The following is a 26,650-nucleotide window of genomic DNA, read 5'->3' on the forward strand; positions in this document are numbered from 1 at the left end:
CATCCAGGCCGGAACCGACGCAAGAACAGGAGGGGGGACAGGAATGCGCGTCACCCTGCTCACCGAGGGGACGTATCCGCACCAGCACGGCGGCGTGAGCGTCTGGTGCGACCAGCTCGTTCAGGGCATGCCCGACGTCGACTTCGACGTCATCGCCGTCACCGGAACCGGGCACGAACCACTGGCCTGGGAGCTGCCCGCCAACGTGCGGTCGGTCACCACCGCACCGCTGTGGGGGCCGGCCTCCGATGCCCGGCCGCCCCGTGGCAAGGAGATGCGGCGCTTCCTCAACGCGTACGAGCGCTTCCTGCACTCCATCCTCGACCCGGTCTACACCACCCACTTCGGGACCGAGCTGTACAACTTCGCCGACCTCGGCCGGGCCGGGCTGCTCAGCCCGGCGCTGCGCAGCGAGCGGGCGCTGCGCACCCTCCAGCACGTCTGGACCCGCGACTACCTGCCGACCGCCGTCTCCAGGCCCACCCTGCACGACGCCCTCAACGCCACCGACCTGCTGGAGCACGCCCTGCGGCCGCTCTCGGTCGAGCCGCCCAAGGACGGCGTGGCGCACGCGGCCAGCGGCGGGCTCGCCACCCTGCCCGGGCTGATCGCCGCACAGCAGTACGGCGTACCGTTTCTGCTGACCGAGCACGGCATCTACCTGCGCGAGCGCTACCTCGGCTACCGCACCGGCCCGTACCGCTGGCCGGTCAAGGCACTGCTGCTCGGCTTCTACCGGATGCTCGCCGAGGAGAGCTACCGGCAGGCCGCGCTGGTCACCCCCGGCAACCGGTACAACCGGCGCTGGGAGGAGCGCGGCGGCACGCCGTCCTCGCACATCCGCACCGTCTACAACGGGGTGGACCCGGCGGCCTTCCCGCCGGCCGGCCCCGAGCCCGAGACGCCGACCCTCAGCTGGGCCGGCCGGGTCGACCCGATCAAGGACCTGGAGACGCTGATCCAGGCCTTCGCCATCGTCCAGCGTGAGATCCCCGAGGCGCGGCTGCGGCTCTTCGGCGGCACTCCCAAGGGCGGCGAGGCGTACCGGGACCGCTGCATAGCCCTGGCCGCCGAGCTCGGCATAGCCGACTCGGTGGCCTTCGAGGGCCGCGTCGCCGACATCACCGACGCCTACGCGGCGGGCAACGTGGTCATGCTCTCCAGCATCAGCGAGGGCTTCCCGTTCACCCTGATCGAGGCCATGTCCTGCGGCCGCGCGACCGTCTCCACCGACGTCGGCGGCGTGCGCGAGGCGGTCGGCGACACCGGCCTGGTCGTCCCCCCGCGCGAGCCCGAGCCGATGGCGGCCGCCGCGATCGAGCTGCTGCGCGACACCGAACGGCGCGCCCGGCTCGGCGAGGGCGCCCGGCTGCGGGTGATCGAGCAGTTCACCCTCCGCCAGAACATCGACGGCTTCCGCGGCATCTACACCGAACTCCTGGGCACCGCCCGCTGGATGCCCGGCGGCATGGTCGCCGTCACCGACCAGGTCCCCAGCCCCGACTGGGACCAGCAGTTGGCCGCCGCCCGCCCCGAGCCGAGCGAGGTCGGGGCATGAGCGAGCGCAGCGAGCACATCATCGAAAGGTGCGCGTCCCGCGAAGCGGCCACCGAGTGCAACGAGGTGGGCGCATGAGCGAGCGCAGCGAGCACATCATCGAAAGGTGCGCGTCCCGCGAAGCGGCCACCGAGTGCAACGAGGTGGGCGCATGAGCGGCCCACTGCGGCTGGTGCCCGACGAGGCCGGCCCCGAGCACACCGTGCAGCTGCGCACGCTGCCGCTCAAGCGCCGCCGGCCCGCCCCGCCGGAGCCGGAGGCGGAGCCGGAGGAGTCGCTCCACCTCTCCGCGGACCCGCTGGACGAACTCGCCGAGCGCCTGCGCGACGTCTGCGCCGACGCCGTCCACCCGTACGAGATCGCGGCCTTCCTGGAGTCCGACGGCCTCTCGGACGAGCAGGCCGCCCTGCTGTACGGCCGCCCCGACGCGTTCACCGTCGCCGAGGAGCTGTTCGAGAAGGTCGCCCGCCGCTACCCGGGCCCGAGCTCCGAGTTCGCCAACCCCTGGCGGGCCGACCCCTGGCGCTGCGTGGTGCGCGGCCTGGTGTTCGCCCTGCCCGGGCTCGGCTACCTGCTCGGCGCCAACCTGTTCGCGACCACCCGGATGCGCTTCGGCCTGCCCTCGGGCATGCTCGCGCTGTCCGTCGCCACGCTGGTCAGCTGGGGCTTCAACCAGGCGCTGGCGCACCGCTCCTACCGCTGGCTGGGCCGGCTGCGCCGCCGCGAGGCCGCGATCTGCCTGGCCGTCGGCGCCCCGGCCGGCGCCCTGGTCGCGGCGGCCACCGCGTACCTGGTCGGCGGGCCGCTCGGCGCGCTGTGCTTCGCCGCCGGACAGTCCTGCTACCTGGCCGCGGCCACCGTGCTGCTGGTGCTGGGACGGGAGAAGTTCCTGCTGCTGGCGCTGGCCCCGGCCTCGGTCGGCGCGGGCGTGGTGCTGGCGGTCGACGTCCCGCAGGTGGTCCGTACGGTCGTGCTGCTCGCCTCGCTGCTGCTGGCGGTCGGGCTCTGCGTCCGGGAGCTGCTGGTCTGCATCCGCGGCGGCGAACGCGAGTCCGTCTCCCTGAAGCTGCCGGTCCGCCAGGAGGTCCCGCACCTGCTGTTCGGCCTGGCCTGCGGCACGCTCACGCTGATCGCGGGCCTCGGCGAGACCATCCACCAGGCCGTGCGGACCGGCGGCGACGCCGTACGGGGGGCCTCGACCACCCCGACCGGCCCGGCCATGATCGCGCTGACGCTCAGCCTGGGCCTCGCCGAGTGGCTGCTCTTCCGCTACCGGGCGATGGCGGTGGGCGCGCTGCGCACCAGTCACACCAGCGGCCAGTTCACCCGCCGCACCGGCGGCATCCTGCTCGGCTGCCTGTTCATCTACCTCACCACCGTGGCCGCGCTGGACGCCGCCGCGACCGTGCTGTGGCCCGGCGCCCCCGCGCTCGGTGTGCCGCAGCTCGCCGCGATGCTGCTCCTCGGCGGCTCGCTCTGGCTGGCGCTGCTGCTGAACGCCTTCGGGTTCAGCTGGAGCACCGCCCTCATCTGTCTGGCCGCCGCGGTCGCCGAGAGCGCCGGGCTGCTGGCGGGTGCGGACCCGATCGCCCTGCAGCTGATCGGCTGCGGGGCGGCCGCCCTCGTCCTCACCTCAATCGCCGGGCCCGCGCTCGGCCGCACCACCCAGCACCGCTGAACACACCGAATATCCCGCACGCCCCGATCCGCGTGCACCGTCGTACCCGCTCCACCTGAGACACCCACCGGGCCACGGCGGCCGGCCACCACAGAGCGTCGGTCCGCCCAGGCAGATCGAGAAAGCGAAAATCCGCATGAGCAGCGTCGCGGTTACCGGAGCCGAGGGCTTCATCGGCTCCCACCTCGTCGAGACCCTGGTCGCCGACGGGCACCACGTCCGCGCGATGGTCCAGTACAACTCGTTCTCGTCCTTCGGCTGGCTGGAGACCCTCTCCGAGGAGGTGCTGGAGTCCGTCGAGATCGTCCTCGGCGACGTCCGGGACCCGGGCTCGGTCAACGGCCTGGTCAAGGGCACCGAGGCGGTCTACCACCTGGCCGCCCTGATCGCGATCCCGTACTCCTACCGCGCTCCCCACTCGTACGTGGACACCAACGTCACCGGCACCCTGAACGTGCTGGAGGCGGTGCGCCACCTGGAGATCCCGCGCATGGTGCACACCTCCACCAGCGAGACCTACGGCACCGCGCAGACCGTGCCGATCACCGAGGACCACCCGATCAACACCCAGTCCCCGTACGCCGCCTCCAAGGCCGGCGGGGACCGGCTGGCCGACAGCTACCACGCCAGCTTCGAGACCCCGGTCGTCACCCTGCGCCCGTTCAACACCTTCGGCCCGCGCCAGTCGATGCGCGCCGTCATCCCGACCGTGATCGCCCAGGTCGCGGCCGGCCAGACCGAGATCACCCTCGGCGACCTGCGCCCGACCCGCGACTTCACCTTCGTCAAGGACACCGCGAACGCCTTCCGCACCGTGGGCACCGCGGACGCCGCGACGGTGGTCGGCCGGACCTTCAACGCCGGTACCGGCGGCGAGATCTCGGTCGGCGACCTGGTCACCCTGACCGGCAAGCTGATGGGCGTGGACCTGGTGGTGAAGGAGGACGAGCAGCGCATCCGTCCGGCCAACTCCGAGGTCATGCGCCTGGTCGCGGACGCCACCCGGCTGCGCGAGGCCACCGGCTGGGCACCGGGCTACAGCCTGGAGCAGGGCCTGGAGCAGACCATCGAGTTCTTCCGCGACCCTGCCAACCTGGCCCGCTACAAGACCGACATCTACAACGTCTGACCCGCCCCGAAACGATCATGCTCGTCCTGGTAACCAAGGTTCGTGTCCTGCACATCCTTTCCGTGGGGGAAACACCATGCACGCAGTGATCCTGGCCGGCGGCAAGGGCGTCCGACTCCGCCCGTACACCACCGCGCTTCCCAAGCCTCTCGTTCCGATCGGCGACCAGCACGCGATCCTGGAGATCGTGATGCGCCAGCTCGCCGCCGCGGGCTTCCAGAGCGTCACCCTGGCCATCGGCCACCTCGGCCACATCATCCGCGCCTACGTCGGCAACGGCTCCCAGTGGGGCCTGCGGGTCGGCTACGCCGTCGAGGACAGCCCGCTCGGCACCATGGGCCCGCTGCTCACCATGCAGGAGCGCCTGCCCGAGCACTTCCTGGTGATGAACGGCGACATCCTGACCGACCTGGACTTCGCCGGGGTGCTCAAGCACCACGAGGCGTCCGGCGCCCCGCTGACCATCGCCACCTACGCCCGGCAGGTCAAGATCGACTTCGGCGTGCTGACCGCCGACGAGGGCCTCATCACCGGCTTCCAGGAGAAGCCCAGCATCGACTACCGCGTCTCGATGGGCGTGTACGGCGTCTCCCGCTCGGCGCTCGCCAGGTACACCCCCGGCCTGCCACTGGGCTTCGACGAACTGGTGCTGGACCTGCTGGCCGCCGGCACCCCGCCCGCCGCCTACGAGTTCGGCGGCTACTGGCTGGACATCGGCCGCCCCGACGACTACGACCGGGCCAACGCCGAGTTCTCCACCATCCGGCCGGTCCTGATGCCCTTCGAGTCCACCGGTGTCACGCCGGGCGTCGCGGAACTGCCGATCCCGGCCGCCCGCACCGCCCCGGACGACGTGGTCGCCGAGCCCACCGCCGTGGGCGCCGAGAGCGACGGACGGGCCGCGTGAGAATTCTGCTCCTCGGCGGCGACGGCTTCCTCGGCCGTCACGCCACCGCCGTCCTGCGGTCACTGCCCGGTGCCACCGTGCTGACCGCGGGGCGACGGCCCGCCCACGACCTCCGGCTGGACCTGGCCACCGCCCAGGCCGGCCCGCTCGGCGAGGAACTGTCCGCGCTGGCCCCCGACGTGGTGGTCAACTTCGCCGGCGCGGTGGCCGGCAGCGCGGTCACCCTCGCCGAGGTGAACGCCCGCGGCCCCGCGGTGCTCTGCGAGGCGCTCTCCCTCGGCGCCCCGAAGACCCGTCTGGTGCACATCGGTTCGGCCGGCGAGTACGGCGTCTGCGCGCCGGGCGAGTCGCTGCCCGAGGACGCCGACGCCCGCCCGGTCGGCGTGTACGGCGCGACCAAGCTGGCCGGCTCCCTCGCGGTGGCCGGCTCGCCGCTGGACGCCGTGGTGCTGCGGGTGTTCAACCCGGTCGGCCCCGGCGCCCCGGCGGGCTCGCTGCCCGGCCGGCTCGCCGCCGAGCTGCGCCGGGTGGCGCCCGAGGGCGCCGACGGCGTGATCACGGTCGGCGACCTCTCCGCCTACCGCGACTTCGTCGACGCCCGGGACGTGGCGGGGGCGGTCGGTCTCGCCGTCACCGCCGACCGTCCGCTCCCCCGGGTGCTCAACCTGGCCTCCGGGCACGCCCGGCAGGTCCGCGCGATCGCCGACGGGCTGGTCGCCGCGGCCGGCTTCACCGGCCGGATCGACGAGAGCGGGGCGGGCTCCGAACGCTCGGCCGCGGTTTCCTGGCAGCAGGCCGACGTGTCGGCCGCCGCCCGGGAACTCGGCTGGCAGCCGGAGACGGACCTCGCCGACACCCTGCGCGACCTGTGGCTCGACACCGCGGGGACCACGTCCGACCCGGTGGTCGCATGATCGCCGGGACCACCCCCGACGCCCGCCTGCTGGTGCCGCTGTACGTCCACCCCGCGGTGGACCCGGCGGCCTGGCAGGCGGTCGCCGCCGCCGACCCCGCCCGGATCGCCGCCGTCGTGCTCAACCTCGCCGACGGCCCCGGCGACGTCCCGGACCACGTCTTCACCGAGGCGGCCGACGAACTCCGGGCCGCGGGACTGCCGTTGGTCGGCTACACCGACACCGACTACGGCCGCCGGCCGCACGCGGCCGTGGTGGGCGACATCCTGACGCACCGTCAGCGACACGGCATCACCGGCGTCTACCTCGACCAGGTGCCCACCCACCCGGGCGCGCTGGCGCACTACCGGCGGCTGGCCACGGCCGCCCGCGCGGCCGGCTGCGGCACCGTGGTGTTCGGCCACGGCGAGCACCCGGACCCGGGCTACGCCGAGGTCGGCCTGGCCGACCTGCTGGTCACCTTCGAGGGCGACTGGGAGGCCTACCGCACCATGACGATGCCGCTGTGGACCGCCAGGCACGCGGCCTCCCGCTTCTGCCACCTGATCTACGACGTCCCCACCGAGCACGCCCAGGACGCCGCCGCCCTGATCGCCGCCCGGCGAGCCGGCGTCGGCTGCGCCGTACCGGGAGCCGGGGACAACCCCTGGCGCACCCTGCCGTACGGCCTGAACGCCGCCGAACTGACCTGACCCGATCCCGGAGTCCGACTACCGTGAACCGTCGCAACCGGCTACTTCCGGCCGCCCTGTCGCTCGCCACCGCCACCGCCCTGCTGGTCAGTTCGTGCAGCAGCTCGGGATCGGAGGACGACCAGGACTCGGCCGACGGCACCCCGAGCAACACCCCGGTGGCCACCGCACCGACCACCCCGGGCAGCACCGGTACCCCCGGCACGCCCGACCCGAGCACCGCCCCGGAGACCCCGCCCCCCGCGCCGCCCACCACCCCGGGCACACCCAGCGCCCCCGGCACCCCGGGCCCCGCCCCCGGCACCCCCGGCACTCCCGGTCACACCACGCCACCGGGAACCGGCACCCCGCCCGGCAACCCCGCACCGCCGCCGGCCGGCACCCGCTGGCAGCCCGCTCCCGGCCTGGCCTGGCAGTGGCAGCTCGGCGGTTCGGTGGACCAGTCGGTGGACGTCCCGGTCTACGACATCGACGGCTTCGAGAACGACGCCTCGGTGGTGGCCGCGCTGCACGCCAAGGGCCGCAAGGTGATCTGCTACATCAACGCCGGCTCCTGGGAGGACTTCCGCCCCGACTCCGCCGCCTTCGCCAAGTCCCTCCAGGGCTCGGACACCGGCTGGAAGGGCGAGAAGTGGTTCGACATCCGCAAGCTCGACCAGCTGAAGCCGCTGATGGCCGCCCGCTTCGACATGTGCAGGAGCAAGGGCTTCGACGCCGTCGAGCCCGACACCATCGAGGCCTACAACCAGAACAGCGGCTTCCCGCTGACGCCCGATGACCAGCTCAGGTACAACCGGATGCTGGCACAGCTCGCCCACGAACGCGGCCTGGCCATCGGTCTGAAGAACGACCTCGACCAGATCCCGGCACTGCTCGCGGACTTCGACTTCGCGGTCAACGAGGAGTGCGCGCAGTTCGACGAGTGCGACCGGGTCTCGCCCTTCGTCAAGGCGGGCAAGGCGGTCTTCCACGTCGAGTACAAGCTCGGCACGGACCAGTTCTGCACCAAGGCCAAGTCGCTGGGCTTCAGTTCGATGCAGAAGAAGCTCGAACTGAACGCCTGGCGCAAGCCCTGCTGAGGCCTCCCGCTCCCGTCACGCGGGTGACCCGGACCAGGGTCACCCGCGCGAGGGTCACTTGACCGCCAGCCAGATGACGGCGCCGAGCGCCACCAGCACGCCGACGGCGACCAGCGCGATCACGCCGGTGCGACTGCCGCTCTTGCTGCTGCCGTAGGTGGAAACGTTGCCCGGCGCCTGCGGGGCCGGAGTCTCGTCGACGAACGCCCGGAACATCTGGGTGCTGCCGGCGGGGTCGTAGTCGTTGTCAGCCATGGCACGGACTCTAACGAACCGGCCCACCTCAGGCACACCCCGGACCCCCGTCACGCGGGCCACACCACTCCCACGTGCGACGGCGGTATGACAGCATCGTCAAGACCGCGCCGTTCCCGGAATGCCGGGCCGCACAATGCGGTTGACTGCGATCATGACCGGAAACCACAGCCGGGTGAGCCTCGGCACCTCCGACCTGTCCGTCTTCCCGCTCTCCCTCGGCGGCAACGTCTTCGGCTGGACAGCCGACGAACAGCAGTCCTTCGCCGTCCTGGACGCCTACGCGGCGGCCGGCGGCAACTTCGTCGACACCGCCGACGTCTACTCCTCCTGGGCCCCGGGCAACACCGGAGGCGAGTCCGAGACCGTCCTCGGCAACTGGCTGCGCAGCCGCGGCAACCGCGAGGACGTCGTGATCGCCACCAAGGTCGGCATGCACGCCGACCGGAGCGGTCTGGGCGCGGCCACCATCAAGGCCGCGGCCGAGGACTCGCTGCGCCGCCTGGGCGTCGAGCGGATCGACCTCTACTACACCCACCGGGACGACGACACCCCGGTCGAGGAGTTCGTCACCGCGCTGGACGAGCTGGTCCGCGCGGGCAAGGTCCGGGCGGTCGCCGCCTCCAACATCTCCGCCGAGCGGCTCGCCGAGTCGCTGGCCTTCGCCGAGCGCGAGGGCCTGGCGAAGTACGTCGCCGTCCAGCCGCACTACAACCTGGTCTCCCGCGACACCTTCGAGGGCCCGCTGGCCGACGTGGTGGCCGAGCACGGCCTGGCCACCGTCCCGTACTACGCGCTCGCCTCCGGCTTCCTGACCGGCAAGTACCGTCCGGGCGGCGCGGGCGTGGACAGCGCCCGCGCCGAGGGCGCCGCCCGCTACCTGGCCGAGCCGCGCGGCCCCAGGGTGCTGGAGGCGCTGGACACCGTGGCCGCCGAGCACGGGGTGGAGCTCGCCGCCGTCGCCCTGGCCTGGCTCACCGCCCGTCCGACGGTCGCCGCCCCGATCGCCAGCGCCCGCACCGTCGAGCAGCTCCCGCCGCTGCTGGCCGGCGCCGCCCTGGAGCTCACCCCGGAGCAGACCGCACTGCTGGACGCCGCCTCCGCCTGAGCCCGCCCGGCTCCACGCCGGACCCTCGCAGGCCGCGAACAGCGCCCCACCCGGGGCGCGGTTCGCGGCCTGTCGCGCTTCCGGCGGCGGCAACGCGCCTGGGAACCATCAGACCCGATGGAAAGTCATATTTACGAATTACCGTGAACGCATCAAGACTTCACTCAAGACGAGGCGATACGGGGGACGCTTTGACCGACAATCCCGCCTGGGACGGTCTGTTCGACGACGAGGACCGGAAGAAGTACGCGAGCCTGCGGCTCAACTCCGCCGGCGGCGGTGGCGGCACCGGCGGTGGCGGCAAGGTGACCGTCACCCCCGCCGACCTGAAGGCGCGGGCCGGCACCGTCGACGAGATCAAGGGCAACTTCCACACCGTCGACGACACCGCCCAGGAGAAGACCACCAGCGCGTACGCCGCGCTGACCAGTTGGCAGACCGGCCCCGAGCTGCGCAACCGCTCCATCCGCTGGGACAACCAGGTGGCCACCCTCGGCAACCTCCTCTACGACCTCGCCCAGCGCCTGCGGAAGACCGCAGACCAGTACACGGCCGCCGAGAACACCAACAAGCAGAACCTGTCCGGCGGGAACTGAGGGGGCCACCACCGTGCTGAGCTACGAGATCGTCCGCAACGCCAAGACCGAGCCGCTGCACGCGGCAGCCGAGGAGTGGAAGACCCTCCAGTCCCGCTACACCGGCCTGAAGGACCGGCTGGCCAACGACGTCGCCGACAAGCTGGCCGCCGGATGGGAGGGCGAGGCCGCCACCCAGGCCCGCGCGCAGATCCAGAAGGCCGCCGAGCAGATCGACGCCGCCGGCAAGGAATCCGCCGACATCAGCGGACTGCTCGCCGACGCCGCCCAGCAGTTCGCCGCCGCCCAGACCCGGCTGAAGAAGATCGCCGACGAGGACGGCCCGGCCAACCACCTCCAGGTGGACGACACCGGCAGGGTCACCGACGTCCATCCGCTGCTGAAGGACAAGTCCGCCCAGACGGACCCGGACTACGAGCGGGTCTTCCTGCCGCAGCGCAAGCGCGCGGTGGAGGACCTGGTCCACAGCCTCGAAGCGGCGCTCCAGCAGGCCGCCGACGCGGACCAGGCCGCTGCCTGGGCGCTGCGCTCGGACCCGAACGGCGCGAACGACTACTCGTTCAACGCCAACGGCTACCACACCCTCAAGGACGCCACCGAAGCCCGCAAGGATCTGTCCGACGCACTCGCCCTGGCCGGCAAGGGCGGCGGCAACCTCTCGGTGGAGGAGCTGACCAAGCTCAACGCCCTGCTGGAGAAGCGCAGGAACGACCCGGCGTTCGCCGAGCAGTTCGCCACCACGCTCGGCCCGCGCGGCACCCTGGAGTTCTGGCGCGACGCCAACGACCCGGGCAAGTTCGGGGCGTACAGCAAGGAACGCAACGAGGCCGTGAAGAAGCTCCAGGCCTCGCTGGGCGCGACCCTGGGCACCGCCACCCAGAGCCACTCCAAGCCCATGCAGGACTGGGAGGACGAGATGCTCAAGCTCGGCCCCCAGGTTCTCAGCCACCCGGGCGGCGGCCCGACGCCGCGGGGCTACCAGCTGATGAGCAGCCTGATGCGCTCCGGCACCTACGACACCGACTTCCTCGACTCCTACGGCGACGGCCTGCTCAAGTTCGAACGCGCCGCCAAGACCGACCCGCAGCTCATCTGGGCGCCCGACTCGACCCAGCCGAGCTGGGACCACCTCGGCGACGGGCGAGGCGGAGACGCGGTGACCGGCTTCATGGAGTCGCTCAGCCACAACCCGCAGGCCTCCACCCGCTTCCTGGACCCGGGCGACCCCCGGACCAACGACCACCTCAAGTACCTGCTGGACGAGCGCCGCTGGCCCGATGAGATGGGCCGCGACGGCACGCACGTCCAGGGCCGGCACTCGCTCGGCCTGGCCATCGAGGCCGCCACCACCGGCGACCTCCCCGGCCAGGAGGACGCCGTCCGGCACCACACCGAGGCCCAAGCCCGGGTCATGCGCGACACCGTCAACATGCTGGACGGCGGCATCGGCAACGAGAAGCTCCCGGACGGCATGCGGCGCCCGATCGCCAACGCGCTGGCCGACTACGCCTCCGACACCCACGACATCCTCTCCGGCACCAACCGCGCCGCCAAGGACCATGCGGGCGAGGGCGCCAGCGGCGTCTGGATCGACCCGGTCACCGGAGAGACCAGGATGGCCACCGACAAGGGTTCCCTGATCCGGGTCCTGCGCGGCATCGCCGACGACCCCGAGTCCCACCACATCGTCCAGCAGGCCGAGATGGTGCACGTCGCCCAGCAGCTCGCCGAACTCCCGCCGAACGTGGGCGAGAAGGAGTGGAAGGGCGTGATGGCCAACTCCTCGGTCGCCCTCGGCGTCTACGACGCCGTCCAGGCCGACGCCATCCTCGACAAGCGCGACGACGACACCAAGGTCGAGGCCTGGCGGGCCAAGGGCATGTACCAGGGCATCGGCACCCCGCTGAAGCTGGTCCCGGTCCCCGGTGTGGCAGACATGGCACAGAGTCTGCTCGGCAGCGGGATCATGGGGTGGCAGATGAGTGCCACCGAGGAGATCAACGCGGCCGCGGCCGGCAAGATCGAGGCGAACACCCTCACCGGCGCCAACGGCCGCAGCGGACACGAGGGGATCAGTGCCATGGTCGAGAGGTGGCAGCAACAGCGGGCCGGCCTCAACCCGGACTCCCCCGCCGTCGACTGGGACGAGCAGCAGATGCGGACGATCTACAACACGGGTCGCAGCGACGCCGCCTCCGCCCTCGGCCGTGGGGGCGAGAACAAGTGACGCCCGAGTCCGCGGGCCCGCGCGCGGCACGTCGGCGGTGGCGGCTTCCGGTCGCCGCCGGCGTCGGGCTGGCCCTCGCCGCCGGCGCCGTGTTCTACCTGGGTGGCGGGTACGACCGCCGGCAGGACGGCCGCTCGCTGACCGGGCTCTGCCACGGCAGCGTGGACACCGCCGAGGTCAAGACCCTGCTCGGGGTGGACCGAGCGCGGGGCGAGGACGCCGAGGCGCCCGAGGGCCTGGCCGCCTGCTCCGTGGTCAACGCCGGGAAGCCCTCCGGCGGTTTCCTGAACGTCCGGGTCGGCCGGGCCCCCGAAGAGGTCGGCAGGGCCCTGCACGACCTCCAGCGGTACCGTCCGAACCTCGCCACCACCATGGTGATGCCGTTGGGCCACGGCCGCCGGGGAGTTCTGGACCTCGAAGGCCGGGACCGCGCGACCGCCGTACTCCCGCTGGACTGCCCCGCCCCGAACGCGGCGGGCCTGCTGGTCACTGTCGAGGCCGTCCCCGCCAACGGCGGGTACGTCCGCGACGACCCGGCCCAGCGGGCCCGGTTCGCCCGCGTCGCCGCCCGCGCCGCGGAGGGCGCAGCCCGGGTCTGGGGCTGCACCGCGCCCTCCGGACCGGAGATCGCCGAAGTCCCGGCGGACACCCGGTACGTCAAGGTCCCGGACGGCGCGGCAAGCGGCACCTGCGCCGGACTGCCCGGCGTCACCGTCGAGTCACCCGCGGACCCGAACGCTCCGATCGAGGACTGCTTCCTGTACGCCGGCCAGGACACCCCGCGCTTCCGCCTCGGGGCGTACTACCCGCCGTTCGCGGCTCTCCTCCCGGCGGTCGCCGACTACCCGGTCACCGGCCCGGCCGGCGACAAGGGCGGCCTGGCCTGGGCCGCCGCCGCCTGCCCCGGTGGCGCCACCGCCCTCTTCACGGTGGACACCGTGTTCGACGGGGGCCGGACCGGCGCGCCCGACCCGGCCCTGGAGAAGGCCGCCCTGCGCGGCTTCGCCACCCGCTCCGCCCAGCGCCACGGCTGCTCGGCCCCGCAGCTGCCCTGAACGCGGTCCGGGCCCCCGACAGCGCGGCGCTGTCGGGGGCCCGTCACGGCTGCGGGACTACGGCCGCCCGAAGTGGGTCGGGTAGTAGCCCTGGCTGAGGGTCGAGACCCGGACGGTCGTGCCCGGCCGCGGCGCCTCCACGAACTTGCCGCCGCCCAGGTAGATCCCCACGTGGTGGATCCCCGAGGCCCGGCCGCTGTCGGACCAGAACACCAGGTCGCCGCGGCGCAGCTGCCCGGAGCTGATCGGCGTGGTCGCCGCGTACTGGTCGTCGGCCACCCGCGGCAGGCTGATCCCCGCACGCCGGTAGGCCTGCTGGACCAGCCCCGAGCAGTCGTACCCGGACGGGCCGTTGCCTCCCCAGACGTACGGCTTGCCCAGCTGGGCGAGCGCGTAGTCGATGGCCGACTCCATGCTCCCGGAGGCCGGCGCCGGATTCGTGGCGGGACGGTTCGCGGGCTGCGCGGGAGCCGGGGCCGAACCGCCGCCGGACTGCCCGGTGCGGCTCGCGTAGACGTCGTAGTGGCTGGTCCACCGCCACTCGCCGGAGCCGTTCTTGAACCAGTACTTGGAACCGTCCCACCCCTGGCGCATCCCGGAGGAGGAGGCCGAACCGTTGGAGACGGGCTGGGCGCCGGAGCCGGCCGAGCCGCCGGACTGCCCGGTGCGGCTCGCGTAGACGTCCTGGTGGCTGGTCCACCGCCACTCGCCGGAGCCGTTCTTGAACCAGTACTTGGAACCGTCCCACCCCTGCTTCCCGGCCGCGGCCTGGGCGGATCCGGCACCGGCCGTCAGGCCGACGACGCCGGCACCCGCCAGCACGGTGGTGGCCAGGCAGGTGCTCCGCACGGCCCGGTGTATTCGGCTGCCGCCGACCGCCGTCGCGGAGCGGGCGGTGCGCGGCCTGGCGGCGCAGTTCGGGCAGCCGCAGCCCGCGACCGCGGGGATGCTGCCGAGGCGCTCCTCGAAGCCGATCAGACCGGGATCAGCGTCGGAGCCGGTACCGGCTCCGACGTACGCGCCGGTGGCTATCCTCATGCGGGTCGTCCTTCCTTCCGTCCGGCACGGCTGGCCGGGGGCGGTACCGAGGCGGCCACTCCGGCCGGGGCGACGAAGGCGACCAGCAGCTGTTCCATCAGCGCGCTGCGGGCGGCCTCGTCCAGTTCGTGCGCGGTCGCCCGCTCCAGCCGGCGGACGGCGAGCGCCGCCGCCTCCACCGCGTCGTCCACCAGCACCGTCCGCAGGCCAGCGTCCAGGTCGGCCAGTCGGCGCCGGCGCATCGACTCGGCCACCTCGGGCGCGTAGTCCAGGGCCAGCGGCTGCACCGAGTAGACCTCCAGCCCGGCCGGGGCGGCCTCGGCCGCCAGCGCCCTGGTCATCTCGTCGGCGAACCACTGGCCGTCGCGCAGCGCGGGGCCGGGCGCCGCGTTGCTGTCGCAGGGCAGGGTGGACGCGGTGCGGGTGACCACCGCCTGGACCTGCTCGCGCAGGTAGCTCTCGTGGTCCTCGATCGCCAGCAGCGCCCGGGCGGTGTCCTTGACCCGCCAGACGATCAGCAGCCGGACCACGATCGGCGTGCCGGTGCGGTCCACCACCTTGACCGGCTCGCTGCGCCAGTGCCGCAGCCGGACGTCCACCCGGCGGCGGCGCAGCAGCGGGTTGACCCAGACCAGGCCGGTCCGGCGGACGGTGCCCCGGTAGCGGCCCCAGCGGGTCAGCACCCGGGTCTCGCCGCCCGCGTTGGCCAGCAGCCCGGCGAGCGTGAACACCACCAGCAGGCCGGCCGTGGCCGCCGCGGCGATGGACCGGGCGTCCACCTCCACCCGGCCGCTCTCCTTCACGGCGCTGCCGCGCAGGTCGGGCAGCACGTCCCAGTACGGGATCACGCCGGTGCGCAGCAGCACGAACAGCACCCCGGCCACGCCGATCAGCACCGCGAGCAGGGCGATCCAGCCGGGCAGCGAGGTGGCGCGGTGCTCGCGCACCGCCTGGTCGGCGCGCGGCGGGCGCCGGGAGGTGGTGGCGGTCGGCACCCCGGCAGCGGTCTCCAGGAGTTCGACGGTCTCCGGGGCGGCCGTCTCCAGCGGGTCGCGCAGGTCCGCGGAACCGGCCGGCGAGGGACTCGGGACGACGGCCAGCGGGGTGGTCGCCGGGCCGCTGTCGGCAGGGCCGCCCGCCTTGACGGTCTTGACGGCCGTGGTCCTGGCCAGCGGGCTGGCGCCGGAGGCGGAACGTTCCGGCAGTGCCGGGGGGAGCGCCTTGGGCAGATTGTCGGGTCGCTGCGAAGAATCGCGGGTGACGTCCATGCACGGGTCCTCTGGGTCGGTGTGTCGCGCAACGGGCGGCCCGGATCTGACGGGCAGTGCCAGGGTTAGGCTAAGTTCATACGTCATCAAATGCGACATTTGAGTAGAGGTGTGTCGACATTTACTGACGAATCATCCAAAGCCGACCTGACGCGCAGGCACATGAACGGATGGTCGGGACGGTTCGGCGCGGGTCAGCGCCGAGAAGCACCGGTCCGGTGGGAGAACACCCGACGGGTGATCAGGCCGAGACCGGTGAGCACCAGCAGGACTCCGGCGAGTCCACCGCGCCAGCCGGACTGGGCGGGCCTGCCGGACGCACCCTGCCCGGGCTCCGTCGACGGCGCGGCCGGCGGGGCGGCCGGCGGCCGGCTCGCGCCCCCGGCCGGCTCGTCGGACCCGGTCGGGTCGGCGGGTCCGGTCGGGTCGGCGGGTCCGGCCGCCGAGGGCGCGGACTTCACCGCGGCGACGGCCGTCGGCGAGGCGGCGAGGCCGGGGGCCCTGAGCGGAGAGGCGGAGGCGGCGGTCGAAGGAGTCGGGACGACGGGCCTGGCGGAAGCGGGGAGCCCGGCGACCGCCGCCGAGGCCGACGAAGTCGCCGAGGTCACCGGGGCCGCCGCGCTCGGGGTCGCCTTCGCGGGACCCGACGGCTTCGCCGACGGACCGGAGGACGCCGGGCCCGACTGCGTCGGACCCACCGTCACCGGCCGGGCACCCAGCGGCGGAACGACGATCGGCACCACCGCGAAGGACAGGCTCGGCGAGGCCGCGGCCGCCGGAACCGGCGCGCTCGGGCTGGGCCTGGCGGGGCTCGGCTCGGTGGGGCTCGGCCGGACCTGGTTCGACGGAACCACCGCCGAGGACGGACCGGATGCCACCGGAGCACCGGGCCTGGCCGAACCCGGCCCGGTCGGACTCGCCGTCGCCGGACTCGGCGTCGCCCCCCGACTCGGCACCGCCGCCGTAGGCACCGCCGCCGTAGGCACCGCCGCCACCCCGGCGACCCGCACCGGCACCGGATCCGCCGAAATCCCGTTCCCCGCCCGGTCGGTCGCCGTGACGATCAGCCACTGCTCCCCGTCCACCAGGTCCCGGTTGGCCGTGCAGGTCCAGCTCCCGTCGAGCGCCGCCGTCGCCCCGCACAGCACCGTCCGCCGCTCCGGCTCCGTACCCGCACCGGCCTGCACCGTGACCAGCACGTCCGAGCCCGGTGCCGCCCGTCCGGCGAGCCTGGGGCGGATGACCCGCACCGTCTCCCCCGAGGCCGGCGAGGTGAGCACCGGCCGGTCCGGCAGGGCGGTGTCGACGACCAGCGCGACCGGCTGCCCGGCCGTCCGGTTGCCCGCCGGGTCGACCGCGACCGGGGTGAGCAGGTGCTTCCCGTCCGTCAGGTTCTCGACGGGCAGGCAGGACCAGCGGCCGTCCGCCGGCACCCCCGTGATGCACAGCTCGTCCGCCGAGCCCTGGTCGACGACCGAGACGGTGCTGCCCGCCTCGCCGGTGCCGGTGAGCCGGAGCCCCGGGTCGTTGGTGTACCCGGCGATGGAGAGCGTGGGGGCGACGGGCGGCGCGGTCCTCACGGTGACCCTGACCGGCTCGCCGCGCAGCACCACGCCACCGCGGGTGGTCTCCACCGGGGTGAGGACGTGCGGCCCGGCGGCCAGCGCCGTGCCGGGGCGGCAGGACCAGCCGCCGCCGCGCTCGACCTCGGCCGTGCAGAGCGCGGTGTCGCCCTCCCTGACCTCCACACCGGCGCCGGGCAGGGCGCCGCCGCCGCTGATCCGCGGCCCGTCGTCGGAGAGGACGGCGCCGTCGAGCGGCTCGGCGATCTCCGGCCGGGCGGCGCCGACGGTCAGCTCGACCTGCTGGTCGATGACCTCCCCGGAGTCGGCGAAGCCGCCGGAGGTGACGAGCTGTCCGGCGTCGCGGCCGATCCGCAGCCGGGCCCAGGTCACGCCGGAGACCGCACCGGGCGGGACGGTCCACTCCAGGGTGGCGGTGTCGGCGCCGGGCCGGATCTCGGTCTGCACCCGCTCGGCGGGGTCGAACCGTCCGGTGTGGCCGAAGTCGATCCAGCCGGCCAGGGTCGCGGGCCGGTCACCGACCGCGACCGGGACGGTGAGCCGGTAGTAGCGGCCGATCGCGGCCTCGGTGGGGAAGCCGATCGCCGGGTCGGCGCCCAGGAGGAGGTCGGAGACCAGGTGCGAGGCGTTGCCGTAGTCCTGCCGGTGCTCCGCGGACCAGGTGTCAGGGAACTGCCGGGCCACCGCGAGCGGGGCGTTCCAACCGGTCAGCAGCCCGGTCGCGAGGACGGCCAGGGCCGTGGCCGTGCGGGGAAACTGTCGGCTCATCCGGCTCTCCTTCGCGATCGCTGCCGGGGTGGTGGGCAGTCTGCACAAGATCGGACAAAAAGGAATCACGATCCTGGGCCGGTCATACTGCGACACCTGCGCCTTTGGCCGTGTCCCACCCGTTCGGCGGTCATTGGGGCGGCAGGACGGGATGTACCCGAAACGGCTGCATTTCATCCATTAGGCGGCAATCGACACCACCCGAACGGACGCGGGAACGGGACTTCAGGACCCATCCGGCAGACCCCGGCATCCTGGACCCGACCATTCACCGGAACCCTGTGTTCGATTCCGCGGAGACGCTTCCGGCGGGGCCCGGCGGGAACGAAAGAAGCCCCCGGCCGATGGCCGGGGGCTTCTTGCTGGTGCGCTCAGCAGGATTCGAACCTGCAACCTCTTGATCCGTAGTCAAGTGCTCTATCCGTTGAGCTATGAGCGCAAGGAACGGGCGAACCCGATCTTGCGGAGTTTGGTGCGCTCAGCAGGATTCGAACCTGCAACCTCTTGATCCGTAGTCAAGTGCTCTATCCGTTGAGCTATGAGCGCTCGCCCTGGTGAACGTTGCCTCCGGGGCGTTGCGGGGACAACATTACATGACCTGCGGCGCAGGGCGAAATCGGTTGTTCCGGGCCCCTGCCGGCCCCGCCGGAGCCCGTTCGACCCCGCGCCGCCACGACCAGGCCACCGCCCCGGACCTGCCCCGTTCCCGTCCCGAACCCGCACCGGGAACGCGAAGAGCCCCCGCCGACGAGATCGTCGACGGGGGCTCCCGACTGGCGGAGGCTGAGGGATTTGAACCCTCGATCAGGAATAACCCCGAAACCGCATTAGCAGTGCGGCGCCATAGACCGGACTAGGCGAAGCCTCCCCACACGGACCGTACCCGCGCGAGCGGACTCGTTCCGTGTGCCAGTGATGATGCCATAACCCTGGGGCTCGGCACCAACCGCTGCCAACGTTACTAGGCGGGTCGTCCCCGCCGCAAAGAAGAATGAGATACTGCCGTCTCCGGAGGAGCTGCCCCGAGCCGAGGAGACCTGTCGACGTGAGCAGCAGGCCGATCCGAGGCGCTGCTCGCCTCGCCGCCATACTCGACGCCCTGCCCGACGCGTTGCTGCTGGTGAACAGCAACGGCACCGTCGTGGACGCCAACAGCGCGGCGGTCCAGGCATTGCAGGCACCGGGCACCTCACTGGTCGGCATGGGCGTGCTGGGCCTGCTGCCCGAGTTCGACCCCAGCCGCATCCCCGGCTCGATGCGCCCGGCCACCCGCGACGGCGACGCCCCCGACCGTCCGGTCCGGATGACCGCCCACCGCACCGACGGCACCACCTTCCCGGTCGAGGTCTCCGGCAACGACTTCGCCGACGACGGCGACGGCCGCGGCTACGCGCGCTCCCCGTACGACTCGTACCGGGAGAACTCGCCCTCCTCCTCCGACCTGCTCCTGCTGCTGGTCCGCGACCTCTCCGGCCGGCTCGGCGTCGAGGCCGAGCTGCGCCGCCAGCACAAGCAGACCGAGATGATCCTGCGCGCCGCCGCCGAGGGCGTGCTCGGCGTGGACCTCGAAGGCCGCTGCGTGCTGGTCAACCCGGCCGCGGCGCACATCCTGGAGTACCGGGCGAGCGAGCTGGGCGGGCGCGAGCTGCACCCGCTGATCCAGCACTCCAGGGCCGACGGCACCCCGCTGGCGCTGGAGGAGTCCGCGCTGCTGGACACCCTGACCTCCGGGCGCAAGCACCGGGTGCGCGGCACCGTGCTGTGGCGCAAGGACGGCCGGCCGGTGACCGTCGACCTCACCACCGCCCCGGTCCGGGACGGCGACCAGCTGGTCGGCGCGGTGATGACCTTCACCGACCGCAGCCGCGAACTCGCCCTGGTCGCCCGCAACGAGCACCTCACCGCCGTCCTGGAGAGCGAGCTGGGCGGCGCCCTGAACGCGCTGAACCAGCGGCTCGACGCGCTCGCCGCCGACCCGGCCGGCCAGCTCTGGCCGGAGGCCAACTGGACGCTGCGCCGGCTGGCCGCCGAGTGCCGCCGGTTCGGGAAGCTGATCGACGGAGTCCTCGACCACCAGCGCTGCGAGGCCGGCGAGAGCGGCGGCGGCGAGGCCAGGGACGGCGTCGGGGAGAGCGCGAAGGACGGCAAGGAGCCCAAGGCCGGCAAGGACGGCAAGGGCGGGCGGAAGACCGCGCCCCGGGTGCCGGTGGGCCTGGACAAGGTGGTCCGCCGGGCCGTCGAGGAGGCCGGCGAACTGGTCGGCCCCGGCCGGGTCCGGTTCTCGGTGCACGCCGCCGCGGTCGAGGTGATCGCCGACGAGCGGCGGCTGGCCCAGGCGCTGGCCCACCTGGTCGCCGACGTCAGCGGCATCGGGCTGGCGCTGGACGCCCCCGTCCCCCTCTCCCCCGGTCTGGCCGTGCCCGGGCTGAACGGCGCCGCCGCGCCCGCGCTGCCGCCCGCCCCCGAACCGCCGACCGTCGTGCTGGCCGCCGCCCAGCGCGGCGAGGTCGCCCGGGTCGAGATCCGCGGCCCCGGCGTCGGCGGCAGCCCCGTCCACCTTCCGATAGCCAGCGCGGTGGTCGAGCGCCACGGCGGCGTGCTCCAGCCGCACGAGCTGCCCGGCAAGGCCGGCACCACGTACGTCGTCGAGCTGCCGCTGGACCCGGTCGCCGCGAAGGCCGCCGCCGAACGCGCCTCCGCCGAGGGCCGCTCCGACCGCCCCAAGGAGAGCGACAGCGCCGTCCTGCCCGAGCTCCCCGGCATCCCGCAGCTGCCCAGCAGCGGTGAGCCCGCCGAGCCCGAGGCGGCCGGCGAGCAGCCTGGACCGGAGAGCGCCGAAGCGGAGCGGGCGCCCGCCGAGGAGCCCCCGGCCGAGCGGCGCGGCCGCCGCGGCCGGCCGAGCACCGAGACCCCGGCGCCCGGAACTCCCGCCGGCGCCGTCGCCCCCGCCACTCCTGGCACCGCCGGGACACCCGGCACCCCCGACATTCCGGCCGACCAGTGGCCGAACGCCCCCGCCCGGGTCGAGCGGGCCGTCCCCGAGCAGTGGAACGGCACCGGCAACGACCCCGCGTACGGCCGCCAGGGCCTGGCCGGTCCCGACGGCGCGCAGAGCGACCCGTGGGGCAAGGACGACGGCCGCTCCGGCCCCGCGTACGCCGTGCCCGTCGAGGGCGACCGGGCGGCGCAGCCGAGCCGGCCCGGCGGGCGCGAGCCGCTCGCACTCGGCCCGGCCCCGGCGCACCCCGCCACGGACGGCACCCCGCCGGGCGGCACCCCGGTCACCGAGGCCGACCAGTCCGCCCAGGCCGCTCAGGAGCAGGCGCACGGCGAGACCAAGCACCGGCGCCGCCGCGCGCTGCCCCCGGCCGAGGAGTCCTCCGGCGGCCCCGCCCTGCCCGGGGCCGCCGACGCCCCGGTCTACCCGGGGCTGGAGCACGCCCTGCCGGCCGGTCCCACGCCCGCGCTGCCCGAACCGGCCACCGCCACCGCGCCGACCGGGCGCCGCCGCCGGCTGGCCGTCCCGCCGGGGCCGGGGCCCGACGCACTGGTGAACGCCTCCGGACCGGCCGGCCAGGCCGATCGGACGGAGCCCGCCTCCCCCGGCACCGCGCTGGTGCCCGCCCGGGCCGCGCTGCCCGCCGCAGAGGAGCCGTCGGGGCCGCACCCGGTCGGCACCGGCCTCGGCGAACTCGCCCCGCCGCGCCAGCTCGGCCCCGCGTCGCTGCCCGCGGCCGCGCCGCAGCCGCCCGTCCCGGCCGACGCCGGGCGGACCGCACCGCGCCCGATGGCCGAACTCCCGGCCGCCGAGGAGCGGCCCGCCGCCGAACAGCCGTCGGCCCCGTCCGGCGAACTGGCCAACACCCGGCGGCTGCTGGTCTGGCCCGAGCCCGACCCGGCCACCAAGCAGGCCCTCCAGTCGCGCGGCTACCTCCCGGTCATCGTCCGCTCCCGTGAGGAGGTGGACGCCCAGGCCGCCGGCTTCCCCGCCGCCCTCTTCGTCGACCCGCTGACCGGCCCGATCACCCGCACCGCGCTCCAGTCGCTGCGCACCGCGGCGCTCAACCGGCGCGTCCCCGTCCTGGTCACCGCAGGCCTCGGCCAGGCCACCAGGGACGCCGCGTACGGGGCCGACCCGGCCGTCCTGCTGCGCGCCCTCGCCCCGCGCGACGGCGAGCACCACGCCCCGCGGGTGCTGCTGGTCGAGGGCGACCCCGACATCGCCGCCGCCATGATCAGCAGCCTGGAGCGGCGCGGCATGCACGTCGAGCACGCGGTGGACGAGAACGACGCGGTGGCCAGGGCCAGCAGCGTGCAGCCCAACCTGGTGGTGATGGACCTGCTGCAGATCCGCCGCCGCAGGGTCGGCCTGCTGGACTGGCTGCGCGCCAACGACCGGCTGCACCGCACCCCGCTGGTGGTCTACACCTCGGTGGACCTCGACCCGCGCGAACTGCCCCGGCTGCGCACCGGCGAGACGGTGCTGTTCCTCGCCGAGCGCTCGACCAGCGAGGACGTCCAGTCCCGGATCGTCGACCTGCTCGGGCGGATCGGCGCGATGGGCGAGGCGGGCGTCGCCGCCGCGGGCTGACCCCCGGGTACGCCGAAGGGCCGGCCGCCCCCGTACGTACGGGGGCGGCCGGCCCTTCTCGTGGTCACTCCTTGCCGAGCACCGTGACGTCCAGCTCCTGCGCCGCGTAACCGGCCCGGATCACCTTCTTGTCGAACTTGCCGACCGAGGTCTTCGGCACCGACTCCACGATCGACCAGCGCTCCGGCAGCTGCCAGGAGGCGACCCGCTCGCCCAGGAAGGCCCGCAGCTCCCGCAGCCCGACGGTCGCGCCGGGGCGCAGCACCACGGTGGCCAGCGGGCGCTCGCCCCACTTCTCGTCCGGGACGGCGACCACGGCGGCCTCGGCCACGTCGGGGTGGGCCATCAGGGCGTTCTCCAGTTCCACGGACGAGATCCACTCGCCGCCGGACTTGATGACGTCCTTGGCCCGGTCGGTGAGGGTCAGGTAGCCGTCCGCGGTGATGGTGCCGACGTCGCCGGTGCGCAGCCAGCCGTCCTCGGAGAACTTGTCGTCCGGGCGGACCGGGTCCTGGCCGACGCCGCCGTAGTACGCCCCGGCGATCCACGGGCCGCGCACCTCCAGCTCGCCCGCCGAGGCGCCGTCGTGCGGCATCCGCTCGCCGCCCGGGCCGATCAGCCGGGCCTCGACGGAGGCCGGGAAGACGCCCTGGGTGATCCGGTACGGCCACTCCTGCTCGGGGGTGAGGCCGCCCGGCGGCTGGGCGAAGCAGCCGAGCGGGGAGGTCTCGGTCATGCCCCAGGCGTGCAGCACCCGGATGCCGTGGCGCTCGTCGTAGGCCTTCATCAGGGAGGGCGGGCAGGCGCTGCCGCCGATGACGACCATCCGCAGGCTGGAGGTGTCGTAGTCGCCCGCGTCGAGTTCGTCCAGCAGGCCGGCCCAGATGGTGGGGACGGCGGCGCTGACGGTCGGACGGACGGCGGCGATCATCTCGGCCATCGGCTTGGGCTGGAGGAAACGATCCGGCATGAGCAGGTTGGCGCCGGACATGAAGGCCGCGTGCGGGATGCCCCAGGCCTGGACGTGGAACATCGGGACGACCGGCAGCGCGGTGTCCCGCGGGGTGAAGGCGAAGTTGTCGCCGGTGTTGACCTGGAGGCAGTGCAGGTAGACCGAGCGGTGGCTGTAGAGCACGCCCTTCGGGTCCCCGGTGGTGCCGGAGGTGTAGCAGAGCACGGCGGCCCGCCGCTCGTCGATGTCGTGCTGCCACGGGTACTCGGTGGGCCGGCCGGCGATCAGTTCCTCGTAGTCGTGCACCTCGCCCGCGAAGCCGGCCAGCACCGAACGGTCGCCGGGGCCGCTCACCACGATGTGCCTGAGGGTCGGCGCGAGGTCCGGCAGCACGGCGGCGAGCAGCGGCAGGACGGTGCCGTTGACGATGATCACGCGGTCGGCGGCGTGGTTGACGATGAACGACAGCTGCCCGGCGGGCAGTCGCAGGTTCAGCGTGTGCAGGACCGATCCCGTCGAGGGGACGGCGAGGTACGCCTCCAGGTGCTCGGCGTTGTTCCACATCAACGTCCCCAAAACACTCTCGTCGGTGCACCCGAGCTCGTCGCGCAGCGCGTGCGCGAGCTGCGCGGCGCGGGCGCCCACCTCGGCGTAGGTCCGGACAACCGGTCCGGTGCCGTCCCAGGTGGTCACGGTCGAGCGGCCGTGGATCGTGGACCCGTGCTCCAGGATTCGGGCGACGGTGAGCGGAACGTCCTGCATCGTGCTGAACACGGGTCCTCCTTGACCTGGCGGCACTGGCGGCAGCGACTGCGGGCACCTACCGGGCGGTAATGCGCGCGGACCTGCCCGATTCTGCCGTCCCCCGCTCCCCGCTGTCAGTATCCCGGCCCCGTTGCACGGATCACGGATTCGTCCCGGTTCCGTGATCCGCTTCGGGGAGGACGGTGGGCCGGGGCAGGCCCGACGACCGCCGTGGCCCGGAGCCGGGGCGGTCAGGGGCGGTCAGGGGCGGCCGTCAGGGGCGGCCGAGGCGGTGGAGGCGGAGGGAGTTGGCGGGGTCGGGGGTGTAGGCGGGGTCGAGGGACCAGCCCTGTTCGGCGGCGAGGCGCAGGGCCTGGTGGGCGCCGGCGCCGCGGTAGGTGGCGCGCTTGAGGTGGATGCGGCTCACCGGGCCGCCGTCGGGGGTGCGGGTGGCGGCGCGGATGCGGTCGGTGTCGCGCTTGAGGATGCGGCGGATGTGACGGTCCCAGGCGGCGGGGCTGCCGGTGAACTCGGCGCGGAAGGCGCGCGGGCCGACGGTCCAGCGGGCGCCCCAGCGGTCCCAGTAGTCGGGCTCGGGACGGTTCACCCAGCAGGTGAGCAGGCCGTACACCGGGACGTAGACGATCTGGAGCAGGAAGACGAAGGGCAGCAGCGGCGCGAAGCGGACCGGCTGCGGGCCCCACGGGGTGCCGGGGGCGGCGGGCGGGTCCTGCGGGGCGGGAACGTCCAGGCCGGCCGGGGCGGGGAAGTGGCGGGCGAGCCGGACGTGCCCGGCGTCGGTCCCGGACGCCACGCCGTGCCAGCCGTACCGCTCGGCGAGCCGGACGACGCCGTCCGCGCCGAGGCCCCGGTAGAGCCGCAGCGCGAGCCCGGCCGTCACCACCCGGCCGAGGTCGGCCTGCACCTCGCCGTCGCCGGCCGCGTACGCCGCCTCGGCGGCGGCGATCCGGCGGGCCAGGACGGGGGTGGCGTAGCGCTCCCAGTCCTCCGGGCGGCCGGTGAGTTCGGCCCGCAGGCGGCGCGGCGGGATGAAGCCGCGGTTGACCTTCAGCCAGCCGTCGGAGCTGGGGCCTCCCCCGTTGTAGTCCGCGAGGATCAGGACGACGAAGAGGAGCACCAGGGCGAGGACCCAGAGCGGGGCGTAGATCCACTGGAGGAGGAACTGGAGCAGCACGGCCAGGCGGTTGCGGCGCGGGGCCGGGCCGGGGAAGCCGCCGGGGCGGCCGGCTCCGGGGTGCGGCGGGGCGCCGAACTGTGCCGCGGCGTACGGCTGTCGGGCGGCGGGGTGGGCCTGCTGCGGCGGGACGGGCTGCGGCTGCCGGGGCGGGTACGGCTGCGGCGGGTACGGCTGCTGCTGGGGATGTGGGTGCTGCTGGGGGTACGGCTGCGGCGGCGGTACCGGCTGCGCGTAGGGGTTCGGCCCGTACGGCGCCTGTCCGTACGGGTTCTGCCGCGGCGCCGCGCCGTACCCGCCCGCGCCGCCGTACCCCTGCCCCTGGCCGTTCGCCATGCCGCTTCCCCCGTGCTCGATCGGGGGTCACCCTACCTGCGGGTCTCAGTCGGCGGTCGGGCCGTCCACGTGGTTGTGGTCGACGGTGAGGGCGGCGCCGCCGAAGCTCTCCTCGACGTTGCCGTGGTACTGGTGGACGCGCTGGTGGAAGCTCCAGAGGTCGGGGGCGAGGCCTCCGGAGCCGTCGGTGTCGGCCTTGCCGTCCCAGCGGGCGTACCAGAGCGCGTCGGGCATCGGCGAGCCGCCGGCCCGGGCGGCGGCCGCGAGGTCCGCGATGCCGGAGTCGAGGCTGGAGTAGAAGCCCGAGCGGTAGCCGGCGGCGTGCAGGCCCGCGGTCCAGCCGAGGGTGAAGTCGACCACGGCCTGACCGCAGAGCGGGTCGCGCAGCGGGTAGGCCTCGATGTCCAGGTAGACCGGGCTGCCCTTGGCGAACCCGAGCGAGCGCAGCGCCCCGGCGGCCTCGCCCGCCTCCTCCCGGCCCTGCTCGACGGCCTTCGCCGGGTCGATCCGCCCGGGCTTGTGGCTCGGGTCGGCGCACGGCGCCTGACGTCCGACGTGCACCGGCAGGAACCGCCAGCCCATCGACCGCGCCCGGCGCACCCACTCCGCGGTGAGCAGGGGCTGGGCGCAGCCGCGCTGGGAGCCGCTGGTGTAGATGCCGACCGCCCCGTACGGGGAGGCGCCGCGCCAGGCCCGCAGGGTGTCGAGCGGCGGGGCGGTGCAGGCGTCGAAGGCGGGACCGCCCCAGCTGCCGCGGGCCCTGGGCGGGCCGGCGCGGTCGGGAAGCGAGACGGCCCGGATGCGGGGAGCGGCGACGGCGGCCGGAACGGCGGCTTCGGCGCGCACGACCGTTCCGTCGTCGGCCAGCGGGAGCACGAGGGCGGCGGCGAGGAGGGAGGCGAGGCGGGAGGCGAGGCGGGAGGCGAGGCGGAGATGGCGCACCCCGCCTTGATACTGACGGTCCGTCGGACGATCCCG

18 protein-coding genes, 3 tRNA genes and 1 pseudogene are annotated in these 26,650 nt (G+C 74.1%); 12 read left to right on the forward strand and 10 right to left on the reverse strand.

The window, feature by feature from the left end:
* Positions 1-43: 43 nt before the first annotated feature.
* The 7 genes and pseudogenes from pelF to ACZ7C5_RS00310 all read left to right on the forward strand — a co-directional run bounded on the left by pelF (position 44) and on the right by ACZ7C5_RS00310 (position 7,956).
* Positions 44-1,558 (forward strand): GT4 family glycosyltransferase PelF, encoded by a 1,515-nt coding sequence (gene pelF, locus ACZ7C5_RS00280; protein ID WP_470321585.1) that lies wholly within the window; start codon positions 44-46, stop codon positions 1,556-1,558.
* A gap of 150 nt (positions 1,559-1,708) precedes the next feature.
* The gene (locus ACZ7C5_RS00285; RefSeq protein ID WP_470321586.1) at positions 1,709-3,235 is read left to right on the forward strand and encodes a hypothetical protein; all 1,527 of its coding nucleotides are present in this window, start codon (positions 1,709-1,711) and stop codon (positions 3,233-3,235) included.
* A gap of 136 nt (positions 3,236-3,371) precedes the next feature.
* The gene (locus ACZ7C5_RS00290) at positions 3,372-4,364 is read left to right on the forward strand and encodes an SDR family NAD(P)-dependent oxidoreductase (protein ID WP_401080654.1); all 993 of its coding nucleotides are present in this window, start codon (positions 3,372-3,374) and stop codon (positions 4,362-4,364) included.
* Between the two features lie 76 nt (positions 4,365-4,440).
* Positions 4,441-5,142: pseudogene (locus ACZ7C5_RS00295) on the forward strand (nucleotidyltransferase family protein); the annotation flags it as partial.
* Between the two features lie 125 nt (positions 5,143-5,267).
* Positions 5,268-6,185 carry an NAD-dependent epimerase/dehydratase family protein gene (locus tag ACZ7C5_RS00300; RefSeq protein WP_470321587.1) on the forward strand — a complete coding sequence of 306 codons (918 nt, stop codon included), beginning with the start codon at positions 5,268-5,270 and terminating at the stop codon, positions 6,183-6,185.
* On the forward strand, positions 6,182-6,877 hold the full coding sequence (locus ACZ7C5_RS00305) for a spherulation-specific family 4 protein (RefSeq protein ID WP_401080660.1): 696 nt from the start codon (positions 6,182-6,184) through the stop codon (positions 6,875-6,877). Before ACZ7C5_RS00300 ends, ACZ7C5_RS00305 begins: the two co-directional genes overlap by 4 nt.
* Positions 6,878-7,035: 158 nt before the next feature.
* A complete protein-coding gene (locus tag ACZ7C5_RS00310) occupies positions 7,036-7,956 on the forward strand; it encodes an endo alpha-1,4 polygalactosaminidase (RefSeq protein WP_470321869.1) in 921 nt (306 codons plus the stop codon).
* A 54-nt stretch (positions 7,957-8,010) separates the two neighbouring features.
* Here ACZ7C5_RS00310 and ACZ7C5_RS00315 read toward each other — a convergent pair whose 3' ends face one another.
* On the reverse strand, positions 8,011-8,211 hold the full coding sequence (locus ACZ7C5_RS00315) for a hypothetical protein (protein WP_401080663.1): 201 nt from the start codon (positions 8,209-8,211) through the stop codon (positions 8,011-8,013).
* A 154-nt stretch (positions 8,212-8,365) separates the two neighbouring features.
* Here ACZ7C5_RS00315 and ACZ7C5_RS00320 point away from each other — a divergent pair, with 154 nt between their 5' ends.
* From ACZ7C5_RS00320 to ACZ7C5_RS00335, 4 genes are all read left to right on the forward strand, one after another.
* Complete coding sequence (locus ACZ7C5_RS00320) at positions 8,366-9,319, forward strand: aldo/keto reductase (RefSeq protein ID WP_401080666.1); 954 nt, start codon at positions 8,366-8,368, stop codon at positions 9,317-9,319.
* Positions 9,320-9,510: 191 nt separating this feature from the next.
* Positions 9,511-9,915, forward strand: a complete 405-nt coding sequence (locus tag ACZ7C5_RS00325; protein ID WP_401080669.1) for a type VII secretion target — start codon at positions 9,511-9,513, stop codon at positions 9,913-9,915.
* 13 nt (positions 9,916-9,928) lie between these two features.
* On the forward strand, positions 9,929-12,142 hold the full coding sequence (locus ACZ7C5_RS00330) for a hypothetical protein (RefSeq protein WP_470321588.1): 2,214 nt from the start codon (positions 9,929-9,931) through the stop codon (positions 12,140-12,142).
* Positions 12,139-13,197 (forward strand): hypothetical protein, encoded by a 1,059-nt coding sequence (locus tag ACZ7C5_RS00335; RefSeq protein ID WP_470321589.1) that lies wholly within the window; start codon positions 12,139-12,141, stop codon positions 13,195-13,197. The genes ACZ7C5_RS00330 and ACZ7C5_RS00335 overlap by 4 nt, the downstream gene beginning before the upstream one ends.
* A gap of 57 nt (positions 13,198-13,254) precedes the next feature.
* Here ACZ7C5_RS00335 and ACZ7C5_RS00340 read toward each other — a convergent pair whose 3' ends face one another.
* From ACZ7C5_RS00340 to ACZ7C5_RS00365, 6 genes are all read right to left on the reverse strand, one after another.
* Positions 13,255-14,235 (reverse strand): C40 family peptidase, encoded by a 981-nt coding sequence (locus tag ACZ7C5_RS00340; protein WP_401080678.1) that lies wholly within the window; start codon positions 14,233-14,235, stop codon positions 13,255-13,257.
* Complete coding sequence (locus tag ACZ7C5_RS00345) at positions 14,232-15,503, reverse strand: SPFH domain-containing protein (RefSeq protein WP_401080681.1); 1,272 nt, start codon at positions 15,501-15,503, stop codon at positions 14,232-14,234. Before ACZ7C5_RS00345 ends, ACZ7C5_RS00340 begins: the two co-directional genes overlap by 4 nt.
* A gap of 194 nt (positions 15,504-15,697) precedes the next feature.
* Positions 15,698-17,854, reverse strand: a complete 2,157-nt coding sequence (locus ACZ7C5_RS00350; RefSeq protein ID WP_470321590.1) for an Ig-like domain-containing protein — start codon at positions 17,852-17,854, stop codon at positions 15,698-15,700.
* Positions 17,855-18,217: 363 nt separating this feature from the next.
* Positions 18,218-18,293, reverse strand: a tRNA-Arg gene (locus tag ACZ7C5_RS00355).
* A gap of 31 nt (positions 18,294-18,324) precedes the next feature.
* Positions 18,325-18,400, reverse strand: a tRNA-Arg gene (locus ACZ7C5_RS00360).
* A 228-nt stretch (positions 18,401-18,628) separates the two neighbouring features.
* Positions 18,629-18,722 (reverse strand) — tRNA-Ser (locus tag ACZ7C5_RS00365).
* A 177-nt stretch (positions 18,723-18,899) separates the two neighbouring features.
* Between ACZ7C5_RS00365 and ACZ7C5_RS00370 the strand changes: the two genes are divergently transcribed.
* Positions 18,900-22,445 carry a hybrid sensor histidine kinase/response regulator gene (locus ACZ7C5_RS00370; protein ID WP_470321591.1) on the forward strand — a complete coding sequence of 1,182 codons (3,546 nt, stop codon included), beginning with the start codon at positions 18,900-18,902 and terminating at the stop codon, positions 22,443-22,445.
* 64 nt (positions 22,446-22,509) lie between these two features.
* On the opposite strand, the gene ACZ7C5_RS00375 is transcribed toward ACZ7C5_RS00370, so the two are convergent.
* The 3 genes from ACZ7C5_RS00375 to ACZ7C5_RS00385 form a co-directional block, all read right to left on the reverse strand.
* Positions 22,510-24,171, reverse strand: a complete 1,662-nt coding sequence (locus ACZ7C5_RS00375; RefSeq protein WP_470321592.1) for a long-chain fatty acid--CoA ligase — start codon at positions 24,169-24,171, stop codon at positions 22,510-22,512.
* A 244-nt stretch (positions 24,172-24,415) separates the two neighbouring features.
* Entirely contained in the window at positions 24,416-25,672 is a 1,257-nt protein-coding gene (locus ACZ7C5_RS00380; protein WP_470321593.1) for a hypothetical protein, read from the reverse strand.
* Between the two features lie 45 nt (positions 25,673-25,717).
* Complete coding sequence (locus ACZ7C5_RS00385) at positions 25,718-26,614, reverse strand: glycoside hydrolase domain-containing protein (protein ID WP_470321594.1); 897 nt, start codon at positions 26,612-26,614, stop codon at positions 25,718-25,720.
* Positions 26,615-26,650 lie beyond the last annotated feature (36 nt).

It is taken from the genome of Kitasatospora sp. NPDC036993 (assembly GCF_055607525.1).

Excerpts from the sequence above, each read along its gene's own strand:
- ACZ7C5_RS00340 (WP_401080678.1), bottom strand. The coding sequence starts at position 14,235 with ATGAGGATAGCCACCGGCGCGTACGTCGGAGCCGGTACCGGCTCCGAC.
- ACZ7C5_RS00320 (WP_401080666.1), top strand. The coding sequence starts at position 8,366 with ATGACCGGAAACCACAGCCGGGTGAGCCTCGGCACCTCCGACCTGTCC.
- ACZ7C5_RS00380 (WP_470321593.1), bottom strand. The coding sequence starts at position 25,672 with ATGGCGAACGGCCAGGGGCAGGGGTACGGCGGCGCGGGCGGGTACGGC.
- ACZ7C5_RS00315 (WP_401080663.1), bottom strand. The coding sequence starts at position 8,211 with ATGGCTGACAACGACTACGACCCCGCCGGCAGCACCCAGATGTTCCGG.
- pelF (WP_470321585.1), top strand. The coding sequence starts at position 44 with ATGCGCGTCACCCTGCTCACCGAGGGGACGTATCCGCACCAGCACGGC.
- ACZ7C5_RS00285 (WP_470321586.1), top strand. The coding sequence starts at position 1,709 with ATGAGCGGCCCACTGCGGCTGGTGCCCGACGAGGCCGGCCCCGAGCAC.
- ACZ7C5_RS00305 (WP_401080660.1), top strand. The coding sequence starts at position 6,182 with ATGATCGCCGGGACCACCCCCGACGCCCGCCTGCTGGTGCCGCTGTAC.
- ACZ7C5_RS00290 (WP_401080654.1), top strand. The coding sequence starts at position 3,372 with ATGAGCAGCGTCGCGGTTACCGGAGCCGAGGGCTTCATCGGCTCCCAC.
- ACZ7C5_RS00345 (WP_401080681.1), bottom strand. The coding sequence starts at position 15,503 with ATGGACGTCACCCGCGATTCTTCGCAGCGACCCGACAATCTGCCCAAG.
- ACZ7C5_RS00350 (WP_470321590.1), bottom strand. The coding sequence starts at position 17,854 with ATGAGCCGACAGTTTCCCCGCACGGCCACGGCCCTGGCCGTCCTCGCG.